Annotated in this window: 20 protein-coding genes; 6 read left to right on the top strand and 14 right to left on the bottom strand. The window is 62.1% G+C overall.

Annotated elements, in window-relative coordinates; translation table 11 throughout:
• Positions 1 to 14 precede the first annotated feature (14 nt).
• The 4 genes from RR42_RS09900 to RR42_RS09915 all read right to left on the bottom strand — a co-directional run bounded on the left by RR42_RS09900 (position 15) and on the right by RR42_RS09915 (position 4,719).
• Entirely contained in the window at positions 15 to 1,091 is a 1,077-nt protein-coding gene (locus RR42_RS09900) for a porin (protein ID WP_052494569.1), read from the bottom strand.
• Positions 1,092 to 1,282: 191 nt separating this feature from the next.
• Positions 1,283 to 2,596 carry a fumarylacetoacetase gene (gene fahA, locus RR42_RS09905; RefSeq protein WP_043346168.1) on the bottom strand — a complete coding sequence of 438 codons (1,314 nt, stop codon included), beginning with the start codon at positions 2,594 to 2,596 and terminating at the stop codon, positions 1,283 to 1,285.
• A gap of 7 nt (positions 2,597 to 2,603) precedes the next feature.
• Positions 2,604 to 3,407 (bottom strand): cyclase family protein, encoded by an 804-nt coding sequence (locus RR42_RS09910; RefSeq protein ID WP_043346171.1) that lies wholly within the window; start codon positions 3,405 to 3,407, stop codon positions 2,604 to 2,606.
• A 46-nt stretch (positions 3,408 to 3,453) separates the two neighbouring features.
• Positions 3,454 to 4,719: an MFS transporter gene (locus tag RR42_RS09915; protein ID WP_043346173.1), complete on the bottom strand. Its 1,266-nt coding sequence runs from the start codon at positions 4,717 to 4,719 to the stop codon at positions 3,454 to 3,456.
• A gap of 193 nt (positions 4,720 to 4,912) precedes the next feature.
• Here RR42_RS09915 and RR42_RS09920 point away from each other — a divergent pair, with 193 nt between their 5' ends.
• From RR42_RS09920 to RR42_RS09930, 3 genes are all read left to right on the top strand, one after another.
• Positions 4,913 to 5,620, top strand: coding sequence for a TetR/AcrR family transcriptional regulator (locus tag RR42_RS09920; protein ID WP_052494570.1), 708 nt, complete (start codon positions 4,913 to 4,915; stop codon positions 5,618 to 5,620).
• A 425-nt stretch (positions 5,621 to 6,045) separates the two neighbouring features.
• Positions 6,046 to 6,300: a FitA-like ribbon-helix-helix domain-containing protein gene (locus RR42_RS09925; protein ID WP_043346179.1), complete on the top strand. Its 255-nt coding sequence runs from the start codon at positions 6,046 to 6,048 to the stop codon at positions 6,298 to 6,300.
• Positions 6,297 to 6,713, top strand: a complete 417-nt coding sequence (locus RR42_RS09930) for a type II toxin-antitoxin system VapC family toxin (RefSeq protein ID WP_043346181.1) — start codon at positions 6,297 to 6,299, stop codon at positions 6,711 to 6,713. Before RR42_RS09925 ends, RR42_RS09930 begins: the two co-directional genes overlap by 4 nt.
• A gap of 483 nt (positions 6,714 to 7,196) precedes the next feature.
• On the opposite strand, the gene RR42_RS09935 is transcribed toward RR42_RS09930, so the two are convergent.
• Positions 7,197 to 8,276 (bottom strand): YncE family protein, encoded by a 1,080-nt coding sequence (locus RR42_RS09935; RefSeq protein WP_158408278.1) that lies wholly within the window; start codon positions 8,274 to 8,276, stop codon positions 7,197 to 7,199.
• Positions 8,277 to 8,725: 449 nt separating this feature from the next.
• Positions 8,726 to 9,790: an SMP-30/gluconolactonase/LRE family protein gene (locus RR42_RS09940; RefSeq protein ID WP_082054861.1), complete on the bottom strand. Its 1,065-nt coding sequence runs from the start codon at positions 9,788 to 9,790 to the stop codon at positions 8,726 to 8,728.
• 974 nt (positions 9,791 to 10,764) lie between these two features.
• On the opposite strand from RR42_RS09940, the gene RR42_RS41465 reads away from it, so the two are divergent.
• The gene (locus tag RR42_RS41465) at positions 10,765 to 10,899 is read left to right on the top strand and encodes a hypothetical protein (RefSeq protein WP_269083389.1); all 135 of its coding nucleotides are present in this window, start codon (positions 10,765 to 10,767) and stop codon (positions 10,897 to 10,899) included.
• Positions 10,900 to 10,990: 91 nt separating this feature from the next.
• On the opposite strand, the gene RR42_RS09945 is transcribed toward RR42_RS41465, so the two are convergent.
• The 4 genes from RR42_RS09945 to RR42_RS09960 all read right to left on the bottom strand — a co-directional run bounded on the left by RR42_RS09945 (position 10,991) and on the right by RR42_RS09960 (position 13,505).
• Positions 10,991 to 11,461, bottom strand: a complete 471-nt coding sequence (locus RR42_RS09945; RefSeq protein ID WP_236702010.1) for a bestrophin family ion channel — start codon at positions 11,459 to 11,461, stop codon at positions 10,991 to 10,993.
• Between the two features lie 209 nt (positions 11,462 to 11,670).
• Positions 11,671 to 12,075 carry a cupin domain-containing protein gene (locus tag RR42_RS09950; protein WP_043346185.1) on the bottom strand — a complete coding sequence of 135 codons (405 nt, stop codon included), beginning with the start codon at positions 12,073 to 12,075 and terminating at the stop codon, positions 11,671 to 11,673.
• Between the two features lie 4 nt (positions 12,076 to 12,079).
• On the bottom strand, positions 12,080 to 12,559 hold the full coding sequence (locus tag RR42_RS09955; RefSeq protein ID WP_043346188.1) for a carboxymuconolactone decarboxylase family protein: 480 nt from the start codon (positions 12,557 to 12,559) through the stop codon (positions 12,080 to 12,082).
• A 193-nt stretch (positions 12,560 to 12,752) separates the two neighbouring features.
• Positions 12,753 to 13,505, bottom strand: coding sequence for an SDR family oxidoreductase (locus RR42_RS09960; protein WP_043346190.1), 753 nt, complete (start codon positions 13,503 to 13,505; stop codon positions 12,753 to 12,755).
• 158 nt (positions 13,506 to 13,663) lie between these two features.
• Between RR42_RS09960 and RR42_RS09965 the strand changes: the two genes are divergently transcribed.
• Positions 13,664 to 15,196 (top strand): PLP-dependent aminotransferase family protein, encoded by a 1,533-nt coding sequence (locus RR42_RS09965; RefSeq protein WP_043346193.1) that lies wholly within the window; start codon positions 13,664 to 13,666, stop codon positions 15,194 to 15,196.
• 276 nt (positions 15,197 to 15,472) lie between these two features.
• Here RR42_RS09965 and RR42_RS09970 read toward each other — a convergent pair whose 3' ends face one another.
• From RR42_RS09970 to RR42_RS09980, 3 genes are read right to left on the bottom strand one after another with little or no spacing between them, the layout of a single operon-like run.
• On the bottom strand, positions 15,473 to 16,873 hold the full coding sequence (locus RR42_RS09970; RefSeq protein WP_043346195.1) for a hypothetical protein: 1,401 nt from the start codon (positions 16,871 to 16,873) through the stop codon (positions 15,473 to 15,475).
• A gap of 50 nt (positions 16,874 to 16,923) precedes the next feature.
• On the bottom strand, positions 16,924 to 17,430 hold the full coding sequence (locus RR42_RS09975) for a glycine-rich domain-containing protein (protein ID WP_236702011.1): 507 nt from the start codon (positions 17,428 to 17,430) through the stop codon (positions 16,924 to 16,926).
• 55 nt (positions 17,431 to 17,485) lie between these two features.
• Complete coding sequence (locus RR42_RS09980; RefSeq protein WP_043346198.1) at positions 17,486 to 20,824, bottom strand: EAL domain-containing protein; 3,339 nt, start codon at positions 20,822 to 20,824, stop codon at positions 17,486 to 17,488.
• Between the two features lie 455 nt (positions 20,825 to 21,279).
• On the opposite strand from RR42_RS09980, the gene RR42_RS09985 reads away from it, so the two are divergent.
• Complete coding sequence (locus RR42_RS09985) at positions 21,280 to 21,693, top strand: NINE protein (protein ID WP_043346200.1); 414 nt, start codon at positions 21,280 to 21,282, stop codon at positions 21,691 to 21,693.
• Between the two features lie 42 nt (positions 21,694 to 21,735).
• Here RR42_RS09985 and RR42_RS09990 read toward each other — a convergent pair whose 3' ends face one another.
• Complete coding sequence (locus RR42_RS09990) at positions 21,736 to 23,094, bottom strand: diguanylate cyclase (RefSeq protein WP_043346203.1); 1,359 nt, start codon at positions 23,092 to 23,094, stop codon at positions 21,736 to 21,738.
• Positions 23,095 to 23,419: the final 325 nt, after the last annotated feature.

The raw sequence follows: 23,419 nt of genomic DNA on the forward strand, positions 1-23,419 counted from the left end.
GTTTGTAGTCAGCGTTAAAACTTCTGGCGCATGCCCAGGGCCAAGCTGGTGCCGCTGCCCTTTCCAGCCACCTTGTCGAACATAGTCGCAACGTAAAGGTCCGTGCGCGTCGACAGGGCGTAGTCATAACCGCCGGAAAGCCCGTGACGACGATAGTCCGCCATGACATCGCTACGTACGCGTGAAGACACCGCCGAGGCTAAGATCTTTCCGCTGCCGACTGGAATCTGCACACCCACTTGCAGCGTATCGGTCATCGTCGATGCGCCGCTCGTGCTTGTGTGGGCATATTCAGTCAGCAGCTTGATGGCCTTGTAGTCATAGGACAATCCTCCCACCATTGCTGTCTGCGCCCAGCTTCCCGCCGGAAGTCCGGGGCCGAGCCGGGTCCTCTGGATGGCGAAGCTCGCCGAGAATGGCCCGCGATCATAGAGGAGCATACCGACGGCATTGTTCTGCGAGTTTGTGCCAGACTGCTCGCCAAGGCTGTATAGGCCCCGGAACGAAACTCCCGAGAATTCCGGTGAGTAGTATCCGAACGCGTTGTTCCAAGCGGTATCGCCAGCAATGAATCGGCCTTGTTGCGGCGTCCACAGCACGTTCTCGAATGGCGAAAATTTGGTCGATCCGGAGAACGCATCGAAGAGTGCGGTGGCCAGGTATGTCGGATTGGCGAGCCGGCCGAGGCGAACTTCGCCAAAGCCATTTTCCAATCCAACATAGGCATTCCGGGCGAAAAGGCCATCCGTGGGTGCACGCCCATTGGCACCCGTGTCCGTCAGGAAGAATCCCTCGAGGCGGTAGTTCGCCTTGAGCCCGGCGCCAAGGTCCTCGCTCCCCGTCATGCCCCAGAAGGACGTCTGCAGACCACCACTTTCCACGCCAATTGCGGAACGCTGCCCACTGAGATGGGTCGAGCCGACATAGGCGTCTGCGAGCCCGTATAGCTGTGCGCCGGTTGCATTGGCTGCGCAAGGCAACGCAATGAGCGCCAGCGCGTACCACTTCACCATCGGCGCGCTCCTTGAATCCTCGCGCTGGCTACAAGCCATGTCGTCAATGGCACTGCTTACTTGTCGTTCTTTGTACAAAGCATCTCCTCCATCTTATTGACTTCGAGCACCAAAAATCGTGGCGTATGAGCCAGCTCACTGACGGGGTGGTCGTCCCGCCCTGCGGCAGTGTGAATGCTGGTATTCGCCCATGCTGGCTGCGACGCGACAGCGCAGTGCGACCCATAAGGGGCAGAGCGTGGCGCGCGCCAGTTGTGGATAGAAAGCTGTCAAGGAGGCCCAGGGGCCGGCAACACGGTCGCGTAGTTGACGCCGAAGCCGATCCGCGCATAGTCCTCGCGCTCGCACCAGCCACGGAACACGACGGTATCGCCGTCCTTAAGGAAGCCGCGTTGCTCGCCGTCGCCGATATCTGCCGGATGCGTCCCGGATACGGTGAGCTCGATCAACGCCCCGGCTTCCCAAGGATTGGGGCCAGAAACCGTGCCGCTCCCCAACAGGTCGCCGGGCTGCAGGTTGCAGCCTCCCACGGTGTGGTGGGCAATCATCTGGCCCAGTGTCCAGTACTGGTGTTGGAAGCTGGTACGGGTCAGCTTGTGCGGTGGCCGGCCCTGCGCCTGTCGGCGCGCGCTGAGTATCGACACCTCGAGCTGGATGTCGAACGCGCCGGCTGCAGCGTTGTCCGCCGAGCGAAGATAGTCGAGCGGCTGCGGGCGCTCTGGAGCGCGCGTCCACCCGGTGCGGTACGGCAGCAAGGCTTCCAGTGTGACGATCCATGGTGACAACGTGGTGGCGAAGTTCTTGGCGAGGAAGGGCCCGAGCGGTTGCATCTCCCAGGTCTGGATGTCACGCGCGGACCAATCGTTGAGCAGGCACAAGCCGAATATGTGCTGCTGCGCGTTTGCCAGGGGGATGGGCGTACCACGCGCATTTCCGATGCCAATGACCGCACCAACTTCCAGTTCGTAGTCAAGACGCTGGCAAGGTCCGTACACAGGCGCACTGCTGGGATCTGTACGATACTGACCCGCCGGCCGGTAGACCTGTTGGCCGCTGACATCGATAGAGGACACGCGGCCGTGATAGGCGATGGGGAGCCAGTCAAAGTTCGGGTTGACCTCGATCCCGAACTGGCGGCAGCAGTTCACGGCGTGGTCCAGCGAGGTGTAGAAGTCCGTGTAATCGCCGATACGCACGGGAACGGCATGCTCGGCATCCAGCTGCGGCACCAGCGCTTCGCGAACTTGCCGTGCAAGCGAGCTGCCGGACTGCAACAGCCCATAGAGTCCGTGCCGGAGTGCCCGCCAGCTCTCCGGACCCAGTTCAAGCAGGCCATTGAGCGTTGGCGCCGCCGCAGCCCGCACCGCTTCTGCGGCGCTGTCCTGCAAACCGGGCAGAGACTGCAACGCACCGAGGTCGACTATCTGGTCACCGATTGCTACGCCGCCGCGCCACGCTTCGGTGCTGCCCTTGCGCCGGAAGACAGAAAGCGGAAGGTTCTGCAGCGGAAAATCGCAGCCAGCGGCATTGGCCGAGTCCAGCCAGCTGCGGCGCGAGGCATCATGCGTGTGGTTCAGTTCCATGATGAACTCAGGCGGCGTTGAGGGCATCGTCGAAGATGGCAACGGCGCGGGTCCAGCCGGCCGAGGCACCCCGGATCTTGTGCGGGAAACACGAGATGTAGAAGCCATGCGGCGGCAGCGACTCAAGGTTATGCAGCTTCTCCAGATGGCAATAGCCGATATTGCGGCCCGCCTTGTGGCCCTCCCATATCAGGGAGGCATCGTGCGTCTGCGCATACTTCTTTGCCGTATGCACGAACGGTGCATCCCAGCTCCACGCGTCTGTGCCGGTCAGGCGTACGCCATGCTCAAGCAGGTACATGGTGGCGTCGAGCCCCATGCCGCAGCCTGACGAGACATAGTCAGGCTGGCCGTAGCGCTTGCCCGCGCGCGTATTGACCACCACGATCTCGAGCGGCTTGAGCACGTGGCCTATGCGGGCGAGTTCGGCCTCGACATCGTCGGCGGTGACCACATAGCCGTCGGCCAGGCTGGTGAAATCGAGCTTCACGCCCGGCTGGAAACACCACTCGAGCGGCACCTCGTCAATGGTGATGGCGCGCTCCTTCTGCCCCAACGATTCGTTCATGGTGCTGTGGAAGTGATAGGGTGCGTCCAGGTGCGTGCCATTGTGCGTATTGAGCTGGACCTGCTCGATCGCCCAGCCTTCGCTGTCCGGGAGGTCTGATGGATTCAGCCCTGGGAAAAAGGCCGCGATCTGCTTGGCCGTGGCGCGATGGGACAGGTACTCGATCCGGGGGCCATAGCCGGGCGGGTCGGAAACGACATCGTTTTCCAGGTAGATCGAGAGATCGACGAAGTGGCGGGGCATGGTGACGAATCCTCTGTGGAGATGCGTAAGTTCGGAAGACGCGGGCTCAGCTGGCGTCCAGCGACGGTGCGGCGCCTGCCGCCTCGGATGCGTTCGCGCCGGCTTCCTGCCCGGCGACGGCGCGTGGCAACAGAGTCACCACGCCAGCAGACAGCAGGAACAAGCCGCCGCACAGTGCGATGCTGGGTGCAAAGCCGAACGCCGTTGCCGCCGAGCCCAGCGCCAGGGGGGCGAAGGCGGAGATGCCGCGGCCGACGTTGAAACAGAATCCGGCGCCGGTTGCGCGGATGTGCGTCGGGAAAAGTTCGGAGAAATAGGAGCCCACCAGCCCGGCAAAGGCCATGAAGAAGGCGAACACCGGTCCCAGCGCCAGCAAAGCGGTGTGGTCCGTGACGGCGGTATAGACCGGCAGCATCAGCCCGGAGCCGACCAGCGAAGCGATCACGGCACGTTGCTTGCCGATGCGGTCCGCGAGCACGCCGAAGACGTTGTACCCGAGGAACATACCGACGTTCAGCACGGCCACGAAGCTCGCCATGGTGGCGACATCGAGCCCCCTTTCCCTGACCAGGAAGGTCGGCAGCCAGGTCGAAGCGCCCCAGTACGCGGACAGCGCCAGCGCTGAGGTCGTGGTGCCGAGCAGCGTAATGCGCAGCATGCCGGGGGCGAACAATTCGGCAAGACTCCCGCTGCCAGCGCGCGCCTCGCCGGCCGCCCCCCTAGCTCGCTGCTGCCGCCAGACGGCTGATTCCGGCACGCACAGCCAGACATAGACGATGGCGATGCCTACGGCAGCGCCGCAGACCAGGAACAACATGCGCCATCCATATGCGGGCAGCAGCCAGGCCGCGGCCAGCGCGGCCACGGTCGCGCCCACCGAAAAGGAACTGAGCACGAAGGCCGTGGCTCGTCCGCGCCGGTGCGCCGGCCAAGTCTCGTTGACATGCGCCGCTGCCGCGCTCCAGACCCCGCCCAGGCCAAGGCCGGAAAGGAAACGCAAGAGCAAAATCTGGCGCCAGTCAGTAGCGGCAGCAGTCACCATCGTCAGCACGCCGAAGATGACCAGCGACAGCAGCAACGCCGTGCGCCGGCCCCTGGTGTCGGCCAACCGGCCCATCACCACGCTGCTCAGCCCGATGCCCAGGAGCGTGGCGGTGACCAGCAAGCCGGCCTGCGCCTGGCTGATGTGCAGCGACGCCGTGACGGCCGGCATGGCGATGGCAAGGATGAGGATGTCCACCGCGTCGAACATATAACTGAGGAAACAGCCGAGCAGCACGCGCCACTTCAGCGAGGCAGGATTGAGGGGCATGATGCGTCTCCTGGTTGTGTAAGCCGGGGCCTAAGTTGTCGGCGCTATTCTTATACTGACTGTACGATCGTTCAGTATGAATTTGAGCGGACTGTACGCTCGTACAGTCAAGTCTTGAACTAGGGTAAACGCCGGTGCCGCGAGCGGTGATGTGCGGTTCGCTACAATGGCGCATCAACAACGCGGAGGCAGCATGGAAGGCGGAGAAGCACGGAAATCTGCGATCGGGGCGCGGAGCAGAGCGCGGGAACAAGTGCTGGCGTCACCGATTCCTGAGGCGAGCAAGCGCGAACGCGTGCTCGATGCCGCGGAACGACTCTTTGCGCAAGGCGGCTTTGACGGCGTGTCGATGCGCGATATCGCGGCAGCCGCAGAGGTTGGCCTGCCGCTGATCGTCTATCACTTCGAGACCAAGCGGAACCTGTACCGCGCGCTCTTTGAGCGGCGCAAAACGGTGTTCGAGGCACGCCTGGCGGCACTGCGCGAACCGCTGACGGACGGCAAGGATCCGGTCGAGCATATCGTCCGGGCGTTCGTCGAGCCTGTGATGCGGATCCAGAATACGGAGGGCGGTCTTGCCTATGCCAAGCTGGTCGCACGCGAGGCCTCCGACCCGAAGGAAGCCGAGCGCGGTATCGTTGCCGACTACTTCGACCCCTTTGCCATGGAATTTGTCAAGGCGATCCGTAAGGCCCTGCCGGGAAACGGCACGAGCTATGCGCACTGGGCCTATCTGTTTGCCGTCGGGGCGCTGGTCATGAGCGTTTTCGACAGTCGCATCGAGCGAATCTCCGGAGGCAAGGTCAAGGCCGGGGACATGCGGCGCAAGTCCGAGTATCTGGTGAGCTTTATCGCCGCAGGAATTCGTGCCGGTACAGAGCCGAAGTCGTCGCAGCACTGAAGGTCATCCTGTGCCCGCGAGCGGGCGGCGGCGATCCGCTGGGTCCAGGCGTAGAGGGTCGCCGCGTACAGGCTGACGCTGCAAGCGCTGGAAGAGGGTAGGCCAACCGCCAGTGATCCATCGCGCTCTCCCAAGCTTGAGACGGACTGCGGAGGGTAGCGGCAATGAGAAGGGGGGGCGCAATGCCCAGAGCATTAATATGTTGCTTAGCGCACCCAAAAATGGCAGGCAACCGCAGACAGCAACCTATTGATTTGTCGTGGTATTTTCCAGAAAATCGCCCGGAAACCCGCATGAATGCCAGAGGCAGCCATCCCGGTAAATGGCACCGAAATCAAAGGGACACCTCCTAGGGCGTTGCTTGCAGAAATGAATGCATAAATATAAAATGCATGCATCGAATGCGTTTATTGAAGGATGAAGCTATGGCAATGCTGACCGTTCGTAACCTGCCCGACGACGTGCACCGTGCTCTGCGAGTGCGGGCCGCGCAACATGGTCGCAGCACCGAGGCCGAAGTCCGCGAGATTCTGGAAAGCGTAGTCAAGCCAGAAGCTCGCATTCGCATGGGCGAAGCCCTTGCGGCACTCGGCCGCAAGATCGGCCTGACCGGCGAGGATTTCGAGGTCTTCGACCGTGTGAGTAACAAGACGCCGGCCGAGCCGCTGAGATTTGAATGATCGTCCTGGATACAAACGTCGTTTCCGAGGCGATGAAGCCCGAGTCGCACCCGGCGGTGCGTGCTTGGCTGGACAACCAGGCTGCTGAAACGCTGTATCTGTCGAGCGTGACAGTCGCCGAGCTGCTGTTCGGGATCGCGGCACTCCCGGCCGGCAAGCGAAAGAACATGTTGACGGAGGCCGTTGACGGCCTGTTGGCGCTTTTCCGCGATCGGGTGCTGCCCTTCGACACCGACGCAGCACGGCACTATGCCGAGCTGGCCATGCTGGCGAGGACCAGCGGGCGCGGCTTCCCGACGCCTGACGGTTACATTGCCGCGATCGCGGCTTCGCGCGGGTTCATCGTGGCGTCTCGTGACGCGGCCCCGTACACCGCGGCCGGCGTCACCGTCATCAATCCGTGGGAGGTGTAACCAATGCGGGGCAAGTTCCTTCCGTCGATTCCCAACCCGACCAAGGCATCGACGGCGATGCGCGCTAAGCTTTCAGCAAAAAGTGAATCTATAGTCTTCCCCGAATCTTAAAAGGATGACATCGACATCAGCTTCAAGGGTTTTGGTGTCGCGAGCCTTGAAGGCCAGCCACTTGTATTTCATCTTGTGCCAGCGCTTTTCGATGCGATTGAGCTCCGGGCTGTCCCGAGGACTGCAGTGCTCCGACCACGTTCAGACGCTTACCGCGCCGGGCTTCAATCATGTGTTGCTCCTCCATGGGTGTCCAAGCACTTCGATTCGGCTGCGCTTGCGCGAAGCCAACTTCGTCTACGTAGGCGAGTTCGATTTCGCCACTCTGGGCTTGCTGGACCAACTCCCCAATTTCGGATTGGACTTGCCGGAACGGGACGCTTGCAATTTCGTGGCCAGCCTGTCTGCCGTAACGAGCCAGGCGGCGCGCCGTCAGGCTACGATGACCATCGATACATCCGGCTCCGCCAGCGTCTTCATGAACCGCGTGAAGCGCAGCGTGGCTAGATCCAGTATGCCCAGCGTGTCGTTGGTGAGCGAGACGTAGGCCGCCGGACGAGTCGGATGGAAGCTAACCGCGATGGGTTGCGCGGGCAGTGCAATGCGGCCGACCGGCTTCAGCGCCGTATCGAACAGCGAGATCGAGTTTTCACCGTAGTTGGAGACAAAGAGTCTCCCGTCGGGAGCCAGGTACACGCGCGTCGGATCCCTGCCCGTCGCGGCGCTGCCGGCGATTCTTCTCGTGGCAACGTCGATGGCGACCACGGTGTCGTCATTACGGTTGGTGACATACAGTGTGCGCTCGTCTTGCGACAGGCAGTTGCCCTCCGGCTTGCGGCCCGGCTTGACGACGACGGGCACGAATGCCGGGTCGTGCGGCCTGAAGTAGGTCACCGTGTTGGATAGCAGGTTCATCGAGAACGCCTGCTGCCCGTCGCGCGTCAGCGCGATCAGGTGGCTCTTGTAGCCCCCGGTCGGTACCGCCCGGTTGGGGGTCTCGCCTCGAGTCGGGTCGTCGAAGATCAGCACGGCGCCCTGGGTCTCCGATAACGCATAAAGACGGTCCTGGTCATCCATGGCCAAGCCATGGATGCGATAGAAGGTATCGGTGCGCAGAGTTCGCACGTGGGCCATCTGCTCCAGGTCGATCACGAAGATACGGTTGCCGCCCTGGCCCTCGATGCTGGAGTTTTGCACGCCGTAGTGGCCGATGTACGCATAGCGCCGCCTGGAGTCCACCACGAACTCGTGCGGATACTGCGCGCCAGACGGCATCGGGATGTGCTTGATCGGATCCCCCGTCACCGCGTCGTAAATGCTGAAGGTATGGGCTGATTTCTCGATCAGCAACAGCATTTCGCGCGGGCGGATTACCGCTGGGTTGGCTGTCGCCGGTCCGGCCAGCATGCCCAGCGCCCCCAGGGCGATGCCAGCCGCACCCGTGGCGCACTGCTGCAGGAAATGGCGGCGTGCCGGACTGGTGGCCGGCCTGATGGATTGCACGGATTGCATGGTTAGTCTCCTTCCTTGGTGCCTGCGAGTGTGGTGCCTGTGAGTGCCTGGTCAGCGCATACGTGCGGAAACGGCAAGAGCCGGCGGGTCGGCGAATGGTCCGAGGCGCGCACGCTGATATGCCGCTGCGTTCCGCGGAAATTGTTCGGGAATGACGAAACCGCCAGGCCTGAAGTTCTCGTTTGGATACGACCGGACGCGCCCCGGGTCGTGCTTGCGTGGCAGCTCATACACTACATACGCGGCCGGAATGGTGGCCGGATCAGGCACGGACCACGGCCGCACCGGCAACGCGGCCTGGCGTTTGAGTAGTTGGGTCGCGCGCGCGGTGTCGGCAACCTCATCCGCACGGGGCGGGGAAACATCGCCCGCCGCTGGCGCCCCTAGCAGCATCGCGCCACCGCTCAATGCCGCGGCACACCATCGGGCAGCGTAGCGTCGTGAACACGTCATGCGTGCCCCGCGCCCGTCGTAATCAGCGTGATGGCATACAGAGAGCTCGATGCAGCGATGTACAGTCGGTTGCGCGCCGCGCTACCCGGCGCGCTGCCGAACGTGCAGTTACCAGTCTTCTCCGGCACGGCGATATGCCCGAGTGCGGTGCCGTCCGGCGCGTGCACGTGCACGCCATCCTCCGCGGTGATATAGACCCGGCCCTGACGGTCCACGCGCAAGCCATCCGGCAAGCCGGGTGAGATAACCGTGAACACACCGCCGCTCGCGAGGCGCTTGCCCGGCCTGCCGTTTGTCGCCACGTCCAGCACGCGCACATGGTGATTGCCGTCGGGATCGTGGGAGGCCGACGTATCCGAGATGTATAGCTTCGACTCGTCCGGGGAAAATGCCAGCCCGTTGGGTTGCACGAAATCGTCGGCAACGACCTCCAGCGCGCCGGTCACTGGGTCCATGCGATAGACGTGGCGCCCCGGCTGCTCCTGGTCCGCCTTGTAGCCCTCGCGGTCACTGAGAATGCCGTAGCTCGGGTCGGTAAACCAGATAGAACCGTCCGATCTGACCACCACGTCATTGGGCGAATTGAGCCGCTTGCCCTTGTAGCGGTCGGCGAGGATGACAACCTTGCCGTCAGCCTCGGTGCGCGAGATGCAGCGACGGCCGTGCTCGCACGACACCAGCCGGCCTTGCAGGTCCAGCGTATGGCCATTGGTGAATTGTGCAGGCTGGCGAAACACCTCCATGCCGGCAGCGGACCACCGCAGCAGGCGGTTGTTGGGAATGTCACTCCACAGCACGCTCTGCAGCCGGGGCACCCACACTGGCCCCTCGCTCCAGATCGCACCGGTCGCCAGCCGCTCGAGCAGCTGGCCCGGTTGCAGGACGTCTTGGAAGCGTTCATCAAGCACAACCGGCTCCTGCAGGCGCGTGGCCGCCAGCGGGCCGGACTCCCGTGCAACGGCCTGCGCCGCCAATGCGGCACCGCCACAGCACGCCAGGAAACGCCGCCGAGAAAGCTTGCCGGATTGCGAACGGTGGGGACGAAAATGACGCAAAAACATGGGTTGGTCTTTTTCGCTGGATGTTGAGCAAGGATGCCGAGCAGGCTTGGCGGCGAGCTTTTCGAACTCGTTCAGAACTTGCCGGACCCGGATCTCATCAGGCTGGGCAAGGAAAAAGGCGGCAGATTGTGGCGCCGTTCCCGGTCACTGCCGGTGCTTGCAAGGCATCGAAGCGACTGGCAAAGCGGTGTGGGACGCGCGCGCCCATGCAATGCGGGGCGCAGCCGGCATGCTTGTCTCCTGTCTGGATTCGACTTTGTTTTAGAGATTTTCTCCGTCGGTCCAATTACTGTCTATTCACCATTTTTAATGGAGTGATATCTGTAGGTTATCGCTCCCGATGAGGATTCGTAAGAGCCAGAAGATCACCCCGGGGCCGCTTCAGAAGAAGGTCACGCCCATTTTTGCGACACTGAATCCTGAAGGCGACGGTGCATGTCGAGCAGATTGATGATGAGCACGCGCACCTTGCCGATCGGCGAGATCTGCCGGGTCAGTCGGCCAGTCTGCCGGACGACCGCACACGCTTGTCAGGCGCGCGCATCGTTGCGCAATGGGCTTTGAATCACAAGGTTTTATTGGAGCATGACCGTATCAATCGACACGAAAAGAACGATCATCCCAGGCCGGGAGGATAGCTTGTCTGCCGCAGGTAAAGCTTGCACTGCACAAAACCAGTGTCAGCCAGCTGTTCCAGATCGGCCTGTATATCTTGACGTGGCGCCGGGTGACACTGTTTCCCCATGCCGGCCTGTGGGGCAGTGGTCGCGCTGCCGATTGGCAGATCGCGGCGCGCGGGTCTCGGCCGCTGCCGATGAGCGAGTCGAAAATGCCGCAGACGATCAGGCTGGCGACCACGCGCGCGCCGCAGCGCGCCCAGCGGGAGGGGGGCATTGGCTTTGCTTTTTTACATGCGGCACCGAGGTCTATTCTAAAAGCGACTTCAGTGCACATCCTGCCTCCCGGAGGCCGCCATGAAACCACTAATTCGCCACTTTCACTCCAACCCGCGGCATCACGGGACGCGGTATTACCTGGGGCTGGCGGCCTGCCTGCTGATACCTGGACTAGCCTACGTCTTGTGGACCCTGATGGCGGCGAGGTTCTGAACTGATTTCAATTCAGTTCCGTAGAAAAGCACGTGTGCGGAAAGTTACCAAGCAGGCTCCCTGGGTGGGAAAGCCGATAACCCTGAATGGTCTAGAGCAGGACAAAGCCGTGCTCTGCCGTTGGCTCGGGGACATCGCTCTTTTCGCCAAGCATGTCCATGAGTTCAAGTTCGATCTTCCGGCAGATCTGGGCCACGGGCACGTCATCGGGGCTTCCTTCGAATGGGTTCTCCGTGCTTTCGACCACCTGCTCCAACGCGAGGTACACCCACAAGATCATCGCGCTGAATGGAATGACCGGCCTGATCATGTTGCCATGCATGACGCCAGAAACGCTGGCAATGCGCTTTTTGAACTCCGTAAGAATGCCAACAGGCAGCAGCGGAAAAAAGGCGCGGACAAAGCGCATATTGATGACCTCATATTGCCTGGGATATTCACCGTAGCGCTGGAACACGTCGGTGCGATAGGTCGTGCAATAGGTCGTGCAATAGAACGTGCGACAACTTATTTCTTCAACGAATTTCAGACTCAGGACATTCTGTCTGGTTGCTGGTGGCATTCTGCGCGGGCAGGGCGGAGAAAGCGCCGCCGGTGACCGGCGCGGGCAGCGTGTTGCGGGCATTGGCCAGGTATGCCCCCGGTCGCGTCAGGACCGGAGGATCGTCTCTCTCAGGAAACCGGGGACGCGGCAAGAACGCCGCGATGCAGTCATTCTTCTGCGCACAGGAAAGCAAGCCGGCGCTGCCGGTGCCTGCGTGAACGACCTGGCTACTTCACCGGGGTCAGGATTGGCGCGCGCTTGTTTTTTATCAGGAACACGACAAACCTGGCCGGTCGCGTCGCGCTGGCGTTGCGCCCAACGGTATGGATGTCGTCGGGGCCTTCGTGGAACGTATCTCCGGCCTTGAGTGTCACCTCCCTGCCGCCCTTGACGCCCATGATAATGCTTCCCTCGAGTACATAGACGAAGGCGTGCGCGTCATGGCGATGCACGGGGTCTGCCGAGCCAGGCGGATAGTCCACCACAATCATCTGGACTTCCTTGCCCGGGTACTCGGGCAACGGTTCCGAGGTCAGCGGCGTGACGCTCGCTTGCGGCGCGGCCACCGCCGGATGCATAACCAGCAAGGAAGACAACACCAGGGGTGCCGCAAATGAAGCGATCGTTTTCATGGCGTCACTCCAGATTGGCCTTGTCGAGCCCGAACGCTTTGTCAGACGAGCCGGGCACCATACGGAAAGCCACGTTCAGCCGGTTCCAGCTGTTGATCGCACCCACGAGGAATGTGAGATCCGACAGTTCCGTCTCGGAAAACAGCGTACGTACGCTGTCATAGATATCGTCGGACACGCCCTGGGCAGGAATGTTGGTTAGCACCTCGGTCCATGCCAGCGCGGCGCGTTCGCGCGGTGAGAACAGGGTCGACTCGCGCCAGATCGCCACATGATGCAGGCGCAGTTCGCGCTCGCCATGGATCTTCGCCATCTTGACGTGCATGTCGACGCAGAACGCACAGCCATTGAGCTGCGACGTGCGTAGCTCGACGAGCTCGCGGATGTGCGCCTCGATCGTCGTTTTCTGGAACAGCGCGCTGAGCTCCATGAGCTTCTTGGATAATTCCGGGGATTGCTGAAAGTAGTTAACGCGTTGCGTCATGATGCTCTCCTGGGGAGATGGTCAAGGTTGTGTTGGGCGGCACATCGAGGCGGATCTCGCTGAAGCTCGCCGGCATGGTTTTAAGCGGTTGGCCCGAACAGGTCTCGTCAGGCAAGTTGTGCCCGGCAACGGCGTGACGCTCGGATCCAAGCGTTGCGCGGCAGGATGGACTTCGCAGGTTGGCAACCTGTGATCAACCGCCTTTAGTCTGCGCGAGCCACTGGTCAAGATTGACCCGGCCGATCCGCGCGTCGCCAAGCGGCACGAGCGACAACTCCTCGACCTGGCCGCCGTAGTAGCGCGCATTGCGATCGGTCACGACCGGGCGTGCGTCGCCGACCGATTTCAGATAGCGCGTGATGATTTCCGCGAAGGGCTCGCGGTCCGGGCCGGCGATTTCAATCGTATCGTTCAGCGGCGCCGCGAGCACGACCTGCGCGAGGATCGCCGCGATGTCGTCCGCGGCGATCGGCTGGAACAGGCCGTCGCCCACCCGCACCATGCCGCCTTCCGTGCTGAAATCAGCGATGCCGCCGATGAACTCCATGAACTGCGTCGCGCGCACGATCGTGTATGGCACACCTGCCGCTTCGATCACTTCCTCCTGCGCGACCTTGGCAGCGAAGTATGCGTTCTGCGGCATGCGGTCGGCGCCGACGATCGACAGCGCAACGTGATGACGCACGCCTGCTGCCACTTCGGTCTTACCAAGATTGCGCGCCGAAGTGCGGAAAAAATCGAGTACCGCCTGCGGCTCCCATGAGGGTGCGTTCGTCACATCCACCACGACGTCCGCGTCCACGAGCGCGTTGCTCAGGCCGTCGCCTGTCATGGTGTTGACGCCGCTACGCGGCGATGCGGCGAGCGCCGCATGGCCTGCCTCGTTGAGCAGCGTGACGAGACGCGAGCCGATCAGGCCGGAACCTCCGACTACGATGATCTTCATGGCAAATTCTCCAGATGAGGGTCAATGACCGCGCTGGGCGCGGTGAACGGGGCATTGCTTGAGGCCAGTATGGGACAATCATGACCCACTGATAAGGGCCAAGAATTGTCGATATGACTAGTCCAAGTTCTTTCCGCCCCCTTGCCCGCGAGACCGTCATGACCGTACCGCCCCCAGCATTGGCCATCGAAGTCGATCGGCAGCAGGCGTTGCCGATCTATCTGCAGATCTGCGAGCGTTTCAGAACGGCGATCGCGGCGGGGCATCTGCGCCCCGGCGATCGCGTGCCCGCGTTGCGTGGCCTCGCCACACAGCTGAACACGGCGCGCGGGACAGTCGAACTGGCCTACACGATCCTCGTCGACGAGGGCTACCTGCAGATGCGCGGTGCGGCAGGCACGTTCGTATCACCGTCGCTGCCGCCATCGGTACTGCGTTCCTCACAAAGGCAAGGCCTCGAGGAGGCGCATGGCAGAACGGACTCGAAAGAAGCGAGCGCGCCGAAGACGCCAGACGCATCACCCGGTGGGGAACCCTGGGCGCCGCGCCAACTGGCGATCACCGTCGCCATGAGCGGCGAGCCGCGGCCGTTGCAACCAGGCCTGCCAGCGCTCGACGCGTTTCCGCGCAAGGTATGGAACCGGCTCGTATCGCATCGCGCACGCAGTGGCGAACGCGCGGTGCTTGCCTACCCGGATCCGGCGGGCTACAGGCCGCTGCGCGAACACATCGCCACCTATCTCGGTCTCTCGCGCGGCGTAACTTGCCTGCCGGAACAGGTGTTCGTGACCGGTGGCTACCGCGCTACGCTCGAACTCGTGCTGCGCAGTCTCGCGAGCCCGAGTGATCACATGTGGTTCGAGGATCCCGGCTATCTGCTCGCGCGCAGCTTTCTGTCCGAGTCCGGCGTGCAGCTCGTGCCGGTGCCTGTGGATAGCGAAGGGATTGACGTCGAGCGCGGCACACAACTGGATCCGCAGGCGCGCTTCGCGCTGGTGACACCGTCGCATCAGAGCCCGCTCGGGCAAACGCTGTCGCTCGCAAGACGCATGGCGCTGCTGGAGTGGGCAGAAAAAGCGTCTCGCTGGATCATCGAAGACGACTACGACAGCGAGTTTCGTTACGTTGGGCGGCCCTTGCCGGCTTTGAAGAGCCTGGACCGGCATGACCGCGTGATCTACTGCGGCACGTTCAGCAAGGTGATGTTTCCCGGTCTGCGGCTCGCGTACGCGGTGGTGCCGCAGCGCGCTGTCGAGCGCGTGGGGCGGGTGGCGTGCAGCATGAACGCCGGCTCGCCAACGCTATTGCAGGCTGCCGTGGCAGACTTCATGGAGCAGGGACATTTCGCGCGGCATGTGAAGCGGATGCGTGCGTTGTACGGACAGCGGCGCCTGTTGATCGCGCCTGCGCTAGAGCAGGCGTTCGGTGAGCGGCTGATTGTCAATTTGCCACCCGGTGGGATCCAGTTCGCGGTGCAATTCGCCGAAGGCCCCGATGGCCCGGTCGACGATGTCGCCGTTGCCGCGCGTGCCCGCGAGGCTGGGCTTGCGGTGTTGCCACTTTCGATCTGGTACGCGAATGGCCGCATGCGGTGCACGCCGCGCGGCCTCGTGATGGGCTTCGCGAACGTCGCCGACGCGGGCGAAGCGGGCCGTCTCGCGCGAACGTTGCGCACCTGCCTGAACGGCTGACGCGCGGGGCAGGCGCCAAAATCCCGAACTCACGAAGCGCTGCGCGCCTAAGCTGCGGCGTGGATGGCCAACGCCTCTACTGATCGGTCAAGCGGGGGAGGGGCGTCATCGGCGCAACCACCGACACCCGGCGCTTGGCCGTATATCGTTTCACCTTCCAGTCGCGCCCCCTCCATTTCGCTGCATCAAAGGAGACGGAGCCGACAAGTATCCCCACATGGAGGGCTCCGGAGGCGGCGCCGTCAGGTGACGTTAGCGGATTCATGCTGCACGGGCCTACCTGTTGAGCGGTGTGCTCTCTTCCAGTTTGGCGTAACCGTGCGCCTCGATGACAGCGGGATCCACAACAATGTAGCCCAGTGATCTCAGTAGCGTCACTGCCTCAATTTCCGCTTCGGTGTGGGGCGGGTGCCTCGAAGGCGGGATGAAGGAAGTCGCTGGTCCTGCCGGCGCATCGTGCGGGAGGGCCAGGCTCTGGACAACTTCGCTGCTGGCGACAATCTCGCAGCGCTGCATATTGGGCCTCCAGGTAACTTCCACCGCGGTGCAGAATTTACTGGTGAAGATTTTTAGTTGCGTGCTTGCCTTCAGCCAGGCTACGAAGGATTCGCGCGATGCGGGCTGATAGCCTTGCAGCACAATTTCGAGGTTCTTGTGAGGCAAGCTTTCCGAATTTGGGGAGAGGTCGTCCAGCAGGCAGAGCTGCAGCGCCACGCGCTCGCGGTCAGCCTCCTGGTAAGTCAGGCAATCGGCGTCAACCATGCCTTCGCGCAGCAACTCGCACAGCAATGTCCAGGATCTGGGGTTCTTCTCGATGCAGCCTTCCAGGCCAGGGTCCAAGCTCGCTAGAATGGCAGGCATCGATGCGTGCCTGCCAGACGTGACTTCCATTGCGAATGAGACCGCATTGCGTGACGGGCTCCCCCGGCGCTGCAGCTTGTGCAGGAACTCGTCCTTGTACTCCTGGATCTCGGCGAGGGTCTCGGCAGCTTGGCTCCAGGCGTAGCTCTCGAGATTCTCGGCAAGCTTTCGCGCGGCCCTGGCCATGTCATAGGCGAGAACGCCAACATAGCTCTTGCACGCAGCACATTGGCATTGGAGGCGCCCGTAATGCAGAAATCCGGCATACAGCCGTTCCTGGTGCCCGCAGTGATCACACTCGAGGGCAAAGCCACCCTGGCGCGACGGGCGCTGGTTGGCAAGGAGTCCATCAACCTGGTATCGCGCTGGGTGAGCGCAACACGGACAGTCCCACATGATCCTGTGGGAACCGTCGCGCGCTGCCACCCTGCCAAATTGACGCTCCAGCGCACTTCGCGGAATACCCTGCGCTCGTCCAAGCACGTCGGCTGAGTAGCGCCAGTAGAAGTAGGAGTGAGCGGCAGCCGCCACCTCAGGTCCGTACTCGCGCAGCTCGTGTAGCACGCGTGGTGTGTGCCGAATCTGTTCGGCAAGACTATCGACCATGAAAGACCGACCCGGAACAAGCGCCTCCAGGGCCTGGCGGCTCTGCTCGACAAAGGCAGGCACATGATCGCGACGGATAGCGTTTTCCTCGTTGAGCCAGCGCGAATGTCCTGGCAGCGTATTGAGCGCATCGATGGCTTCTTTTAGTTCTGCTATCGGTGGGCAGGCCAGGAAGGTAAACGGCTTGCTGAACAGCAATGCATCGATCATCGCATCGTCTCCGGCAGAAGGGCACGCCCTCCAGGGCGTGGCCTGGTCCATCACTGGGGCGAAACCACTCCCTGGGCTATCGCACAGTACGCCGCCTTGGCGCCGGTCGGCGCAGGACTCTGCATGGATCTCTCCTCGCCTGAGATCGCACAGTAGGCGGCCGTCGTCGGTTTCAAGCCAAATTCGCGCTTGCCGAGCTGAGCGCTTGCCTCGGCCAGCCCGCGCAGGCGGACTTCATCCTGTGGTCCATCAATGCCGACATAGGGGTCATGATGCAGTACATGGCCAAAGATGCGCTCACAGTCGCTTGCATAGCGCCTGGTATCGACAATATGGGCGTGCCAGAATGCGTCCACCTGTTCACCGGGTACGACCGGTGCGTCGGGGTACTTTGCCGCGAGTTTGAGAAACCTGCGGTAACCCGCCTCGGCATCGGCCAGGCTTTCGAGGCTCCAATGGGCAGACTGTCCATGTAGGAGCTTGGCTTTGATCCTCGAGAAATCGAGCGCATCGATTGCTTGCCATGACCGTTCAATCGATTGTTGCTGCACTGTCATGATGTGATCCCTCCTATCGTTGAGTTGACGCTGGGGCGCGCGCCGGATTCCAGAATCAGGCGCGCATCGGCTGCGGTCCCTGCTCAGGCAGCGGGCCGTGCACAATATGGCTGGCGAGGAATGCGGTGACATCCTCGGCCGGAATGGGGCGGCTAAAATAGTAGCCCTGGACTTCGTCACAGCCCTCGCGGCGAAGAAAATCCAGTTGCGCCTCGTTCTCGACGCCTTCGGCCACGACCTCCAGAGCCATCTGGTGCCCCAGCCCGATGATCGCGCCCGTGATCTGCGCATCGCTCATGCTGTCGGGCAGATAGCGTATGAATGAGCGGTCGATCTTCACGGTATCGATCGGGAAACGGCTCAGGTAGGCGAGCGAGGAGTAGCCGGTACCGAAATCGTCAATGGCCAGCCGCACCCCGGTTCGCTTCAGGCGCGACAGCCAGCGCGCCGCTTGCTCGGCATCGCGCATTACCATGCTTTCGGTCAGTTCAAGTTCGAGCAGATGCCCTGGCAAGCCGGCTTGCTTCAGGGCAGCGAGAACGATTTGCCTCAAGTCCTTGTCGGCAAATTGCCGTGCGGACAGGTTAACGGAGACGCGTATCGGGGCAATGCCGTCGGCAAGCCATTGCGCATTCTGCCGGCAAGCCTCACGCAGTACCCACGCGCCAATCTGCACGATGGCGCCACATTCCTCCGCAATCGGTATGAAATCAGCTGGCATCACCAGGCCGAGTTTCGGATGGTGCCATCGGATCAGTGCTTCCACGCCGGTACAGGCATTGGTGTCCAGCGAGATTCGAGGCTGGTAGTGCAGCACGAACTCATCGTGCTCGAGCGCGCTGCGCAGATACGATTCTATGTCGATGCGATTCTGCAGGGAAACGCTCATTTCGCGCACATAGTATTGGAAGCCGTTCTTGCCGAGCTGCTTGGCGGCATACATGGCGAGATCAGCATGCTTGAGCAGAGTCTGCGCGTCATTGCCATCTTCGGGGAAGGAGCTGACGCCGATGCTCGCTGTCATTTGCAGCTCCTTGCCATTGACCACAAAGCCGGATGCGAGCGCGGCCTGGATACGCTTGATGATGCGATGCAAAAGGGAGAAGTCGTCGATCGGCTCGACCAGTACGACAAACTCGTCGCCACCAAGCCGGGCAATCAGTTCGGCTTCTCCAAGCGTGGCGCTAAAGCGATCTGCCACGGCGCGCAGCAAGTCGTCGCCTGCATTGTGGCCCATTGTGTCGTTGACCCTCTTGAACTGGTCCAGGTCAACAAAAAGGATGTCGAGACGATGTTGACGGGAGCGCGAACGCGCGAGGCTGCTCTCGAGATGACTTTTGAACATCAGCCGATTTGGCAGGCCGGTGAGCGCATCGTGATTGGCAAAAAAGCGCAAGGTCTCCTCGGCCTGGCGACGTAGGAGGAAGTGGCCAGTGTGACTTGCTATCGCGCTAGCCATGGCAAGCGCATGCGGATCGCGTGGACGCTTGGTGCGCGAATACAACTCCACCAGTCCAAGCGTGGTCGTACCCTTGCGTAGGGGGAAAACGAATACAGTTCGCATGCCCCCGTCGGCCAGCCATTGATGCTGAGGCAAACCCGCGATGGCGCTGCGGCTCGCATACCAATGTGGCTGCGTCAGTGCGTCTGCCTGATCTGCCTGCGGCTCGGCCGGCCGCCGTGCCAGCCAAGCTTCCAGTTCGTGCTCTCTGGCCTGGCGAACCGGCGCAAGTGTCAAGCCACGTCCAGCATCCGAGGGCCAGAACGCACCCGCCTCCCATTCCATTCCTGCAACCAGCGTCCGGACGATTTTTTCCAGGACTTCGGCCTCGCTGGACACGCTGGCGAGATGCAAGGCAACCAGATGTTCCTGCGCGCGAGCCTGCTCGATGAGCTTTCGTTGCGTAATGTCCTGCGCGGTGCCGCGCAGGACGGCCGTACCCGGTGGGCCATGCGCGTGGCCGATCAGGTGAATCCAACCCGTGCGTCCACGCGACGAGCGGTAGGGGCATTCGAGCTCGAAAGGGATGCGTTCCCGCAAGGCGGTTTGCATCTTCTGCCGCAACGCGCCGCGAAAGCGCGGGTCGGCTGCGCCTACCAGCGTGGCTGGCGTGAGATCCAGCACACGCACACCGAGCAGCCGGGCCATCTCCCGGGAGAAATAGGCCGCGTTGTGCTCAAGGTCGAGGCGCCAATCCCCAAGGTGCGCGATCCGTTGCGCCTGGGCCAGCCCCTCTTGACTCTCGCGCAGGCTTTGTGTCATGCCATCTGCCACCGCCAGGGCCCGTGAACGGGAACTGGATAGCGCGTAGGCCAGCCCGGCCAGTAGCGCGGTAATGATCAACCCGGCCCCAAGCATCACGCTCTTCAGGTAGCGTTGCGAGCCCGCCATGGCCTGGGCGTCGGCGGAGAAAACAATGAGCCAGCGCCGCCCTCCAAACGGCTGTGCCACTTCCTTGCGCAGGAAGGAACGATCGTCCGATGTGCTGGCCAGGCTAGCAGCCTTGGCTCTGGCGGTGGCGGTGGCCATCGAGCCGTCGGCGCTGTTATACAGCAAAGTCGCTGGGGACGGCGGCACCGGCTCGTCATCGAGTTTCCCGGCGTCGTACAGTTCGAAACGGGTCCCATACACGCGCTCGTTGCCGGCGATCTCCCCAAGCAGGCCGCTGATTCGTATGCCTGCACCAACGGAGCCAACGTAGGCATGGCGGCGCTGCTCCACTGAGTCGAGCAGTTGCCCCTTTCTGTAGACCGGAAGGCGCAAGGCAATGCCGACGTGTGGGCCTTTGGCTCCGCTGAAGATCAGGCGCCCGCTGCTCACTGCCTGCCCACTGTCGCGGGCGCTTTCGAGGGCGGCCAAGCGTCCCGGCTCGGCACCCATGTCGATGCCGATCGACGGCAAGTTGTTATGGAACGGCTCGACATAAGTCAACACGAAATAGGCTGGCCGCTCTCCTGCCGGGTGGATGGAGAACACCACTCCGGCGTCGCGCAGGGACGGGTCAGTGCGCTGACTGGAGACAAAGCTGGCCAGCTCGGAGGCCGGCACATAGGGCGCGTAGTTCAGCGTCTGGAACCCGGGGTAGCGTTGCTCCAGGTTGAGACCATTGACGAAGTCGCGGAATTCCTCGCGCGAGATGTCATCACTAGCGCCGAAGAGCGCTTGCATGGTTACCAGGACGTCGGTGTAGAGCCGGATACGCGTATCGATCTGCCGGGCGATATCGTCCGTATCGCTCTTGAAGCGCAGGCGCGCGTCCTTCTCCAGCAAGTCTGTGTAGAGCGAATGCACAACGATCGTGCTGAGCAGGCCAAGCAGCAGCGCGCCGAGTGTAACGGCGGCCGTACTGACGCGCCCAAACGGACGCAGCAATTGCGTCAGTAGTTTGCGCACACGATATCCCCCGGAGCGTGACGTGTTGACTGCGAACCTAAGCGATCAAGCGGCGATGATGTCAACCGGCTGCTGGGCCGCCGCCGAGGCGCGCGGATTTGCGCAGCGTTGTTTGACCTGTCTCTACAACGTTATCCCAAATTGGAGCCGGGGCAAGGCCGAATGCGGTTGTGGAACCCCCACTTAAGTGGGGTATTCGGCCAGGATGCCATCGGGGCCTGATCGCTTAACCGGGTCTGCAATGCCTCTCCGGCCAGGCCGTGCCGCCGCAGTCCGCGGAGCAGTACTACGAGCACGTGTCGCACACCTGACGGCTGCCTTCAGCCTTGGACAGACCTATCGGCAGCTTTTGCGCTTGCTGCTGCGGTACCAACGGGACGGCGGCGCCGGCTTGCCCAAGCTTCGGTGCCACAGGTTATGGCATCATCGCGCCAAACCACTGCAAGAGACGGACGATGCAGCCATCGAGCACCCCCCCGAGTGATACGCACAGCAAAGTCATTGGCTATCTGTTGTGGATATTTGGCTTTACTGGTTCCCATCGTTTTTACTACGGCAAGCCGGTGAGCGGAACGATCTGGTTCTTCACGTTGGGCCTGCTCGGGATCGGCTGGCTCGTGGACCTGTTCCTGATCCCCGGCATGGACCGGGAAGCGGACAGCCGGTTTGCGTCCGGCAGGTACGACTACAACGTGGCGTGGATCCTGCTGACTTTCCTCGGCATCTTCGGTGTGCATCGGATGGTTATCGGCAAATGGATCAGTGGCCTGATCTACCTGTTGACCGGTGGCTTATTCCTGATCGGCGTGCTGTACGATTTCTGGACGCTGAATGAGCAGGTGTCCGAGAGAAACAGGATATATCCCTGACGGGGTGATGCGCGGCCAACAGGATAGAGCGCAAAGAGCCCTTCATTCAGTTTTCGCGAGATATGCGCGATTTCGCCCAGCGCCTTTCGCTCGGTACAGCGCCGCATCGGCCGCCTCGACAAGCTCGTCGGGGAAGCGTTCTCGCGCAAGGGCAGCGTAGCCGGCGCTGACTGTGACATAGCCGACGGAAGTCGGAGATTCGAGTTTCAACCGGGTCACCGCCTGGAGCGCTTGCGCCGCGACTTCGGAAGCGCCACGACGGTCCGTATCCGGAAGCACAATCACAAACTCCTCTCCGCCGTAGCGGCAGACAAGGTCCGCCGGCCGGCGAACGACCCCGGCGAGAGCAGTCGCCACAGCAACAAGGCAAGCATCTCCTTTCAGGTGGCCCAAGGTATCGTTGTAGAGCTTGAAATGATCGACATCGATCATGATCAGCGATAGTGGCAAATTCTTGCGTTTCGCACGGTCGAATTCTTTGTTGAATTGCTCGTTGAAATAGCTCCGGTTATAGATCCCCGTCAACGCGTCATGGACAGACGTTTGCAGCAAAGTGGCATGGGCGGCAAATAGACGTTGATACAGTATGGTGACCTCCCACACCAGAACGCATACCAGAACACCAGGTGCAAACATGCTGAATACCCTGGCGAGATACCAGCCCACGCTGAACCTCGAGGCACTCAGCAGGTTCAAGCTGGTATCGATGAGGCAAGCCAGCAAGGCAATCGATAGCCAGATGTCGAGTACGGCCCGCAAGCGGCCGCTCAGCAACACGACAGCAATCGCAACGACATTGAGCGACCATATCGCCAGCGCGGTTGCATTCTTGTCGTAAGCTCCGGCGTTTTCCGCTACGTTCAGGGCGGATGGCAGGTCGCCGTATATGGCGAGGCCACACAGCGCCACGCCAATTGCGACGGGCCCGCCGACTAGCCCCCATGCCCATAGGCGGACATTCTTGGGGCGGATCAGATCTTCCACGGATAGGCTACGCGCCGCCACCGCGAGAATCACAAAAAACGGAAAGCCACCGTGCCAGAAGACCCACATCCACCCGGCGCTATTCGGACCGGCGCCAAAGAGGCCGCCAGGGGTGAGAACACCGGGGAACGTCAGCAGCTGCACAGCCACGGCCAATGCGGTAAACGCGTAGGCCCCACCCAGTGCTCCCAGGATCGGCTGCCGGGTCACCGTAAATTGCGCGCCGAGCAAAAAGCTGGCGATACAGGCCGTGGTGAATACCGTCAGCGCGCACATCGGCATGAAAGGGGGAACCGCGGGCAGCGCCTGGGTGGCTCGAGGGACTGCGATCGCGAAGACGCACAGGATGAGTAGCGCCGTGATACCGGCAAGCATTGCCTGTCTGCGCGTGGCTTGCCGTACCAGGAAGCTTTCCATGGTGTTCACCAGTCCTTGGCTCTGCCCTACAGCCAGTGTGGTCCCTGCATCCTGACCGTTACATACCGTTGGGGCAGAATCAACCGTACCAGGCCTGTCATGCCGGGTCATTGGAATCGCAGGGGGGATTCTGCGCCACTCTGCTGTCTCCCGACAAGAGGGAGACAGCATCAATGTGTCGAATGAGGCACAAATGAACAGCGGCCACCATTCGCGGGGGATATCCTGTGCCGTGACGGAATGCTGCGCTGCGCGCTCTCCCTGGCATTGCCGGCGCGACGTCTGGCTGTGAAAGCCTGCGTGCCGTTGAGACTATCCCAGATTC

Origin of the sequence: Cupriavidus basilensis (assembly GCF_000832305.1) — a bacterium.
Lineage (GTDB): Bacteria > Pseudomonadota > Gammaproteobacteria > Burkholderiales > Burkholderiaceae > Cupriavidus > Cupriavidus basilensis_F.

Bases quoted from the DNA above. Each gene is read 5' to 3' on its own strand.
- RR42_RS09960 (WP_043346190.1), bottom strand. From the start codon at position 13,505: ATGAAGATCATCGTAGTCGGAGGTTCCGGCCTGATCGGCTCGCGTCTC.
- fahA (WP_043346168.1), bottom strand. From the start codon at position 2,596: ATGGAACTGAACCACACGCATGATGCCTCGCGCCGCAGCTGGCTGGAC.
- RR42_RS41465 (WP_269083389.1), top strand. From the start codon at position 10,765: ATGAAACCACTAATTCGCCACTTTCACTCCAACCCGCGGCATCACGGG.
- RR42_RS09955 (WP_043346188.1), bottom strand. From the start codon at position 12,559: ATGACGCAACGCGTTAACTACTTTCAGCAATCCCCGGAATTATCCAAG.
- RR42_RS09970 (WP_043346195.1), bottom strand. From the start codon at position 16,873: ATGATCGATGCATTGCTGTTCAGCAAGCCGTTTACCTTCCTGGCCTGC.
- RR42_RS09975 (WP_236702011.1), bottom strand. From the start codon at position 17,430: ATGACAGTGCAGCAACAATCGATTGAACGGTCATGGCAAGCAATCGAT.
- RR42_RS09925 (WP_043346179.1), top strand. From the start codon at position 6,046: ATGGCAATGCTGACCGTTCGTAACCTGCCCGACGACGTGCACCGTGCT.
- RR42_RS09920 (WP_052494570.1), top strand. From the start codon at position 4,913: ATGGAAGGCGGAGAAGCACGGAAATCTGCGATCGGGGCGCGGAGCAGA.
- RR42_RS09930 (WP_043346181.1), top strand. From the start codon at position 6,297: ATGATCGTCCTGGATACAAACGTCGTTTCCGAGGCGATGAAGCCCGAG.
- RR42_RS09940 (WP_082054861.1), bottom strand. From the start codon at position 9,790: ATGTTTTTGCGTCATTTTCGTCCCCACCGTTCGCAATCCGGCAAGCTT.
- RR42_RS09990 (WP_043346203.1), bottom strand. From the start codon at position 23,094: ATGGAAAGCTTCCTGGTACGGCAAGCCACGCGCAGACAGGCAATGCTT.
- RR42_RS09945 (WP_236702010.1), bottom strand. From the start codon at position 11,461: ATGCCACCAGCAACCAGACAGAATGTCCTGAGTCTGAAATTCGTTGAA.
- RR42_RS09965 (WP_043346193.1), top strand. From the start codon at position 13,664: ATGACCGTACCGCCCCCAGCATTGGCCATCGAAGTCGATCGGCAGCAG.
- RR42_RS09985 (WP_043346200.1), top strand. From the start codon at position 21,280: ATGCAGCCATCGAGCACCCCCCCGAGTGATACGCACAGCAAAGTCATT.
- RR42_RS09915 (WP_043346173.1), bottom strand. From the start codon at position 4,719: ATGCCCCTCAATCCTGCCTCGCTGAAGTGGCGCGTGCTGCTCGGCTGT.
- RR42_RS09935 (WP_158408278.1), bottom strand. From the start codon at position 8,276: ATGCAATCCGTGCAATCCATCAGGCCGGCCACCAGTCCGGCACGCCGC.
- RR42_RS09910 (WP_043346171.1), bottom strand. From the start codon at position 3,407: ATGCCCCGCCACTTCGTCGATCTCTCGATCTACCTGGAAAACGATGTC.
- RR42_RS09950 (WP_043346185.1), bottom strand. From the start codon at position 12,075: ATGAAAACGATCGCTTCATTTGCGGCACCCCTGGTGTTGTCTTCCTTG.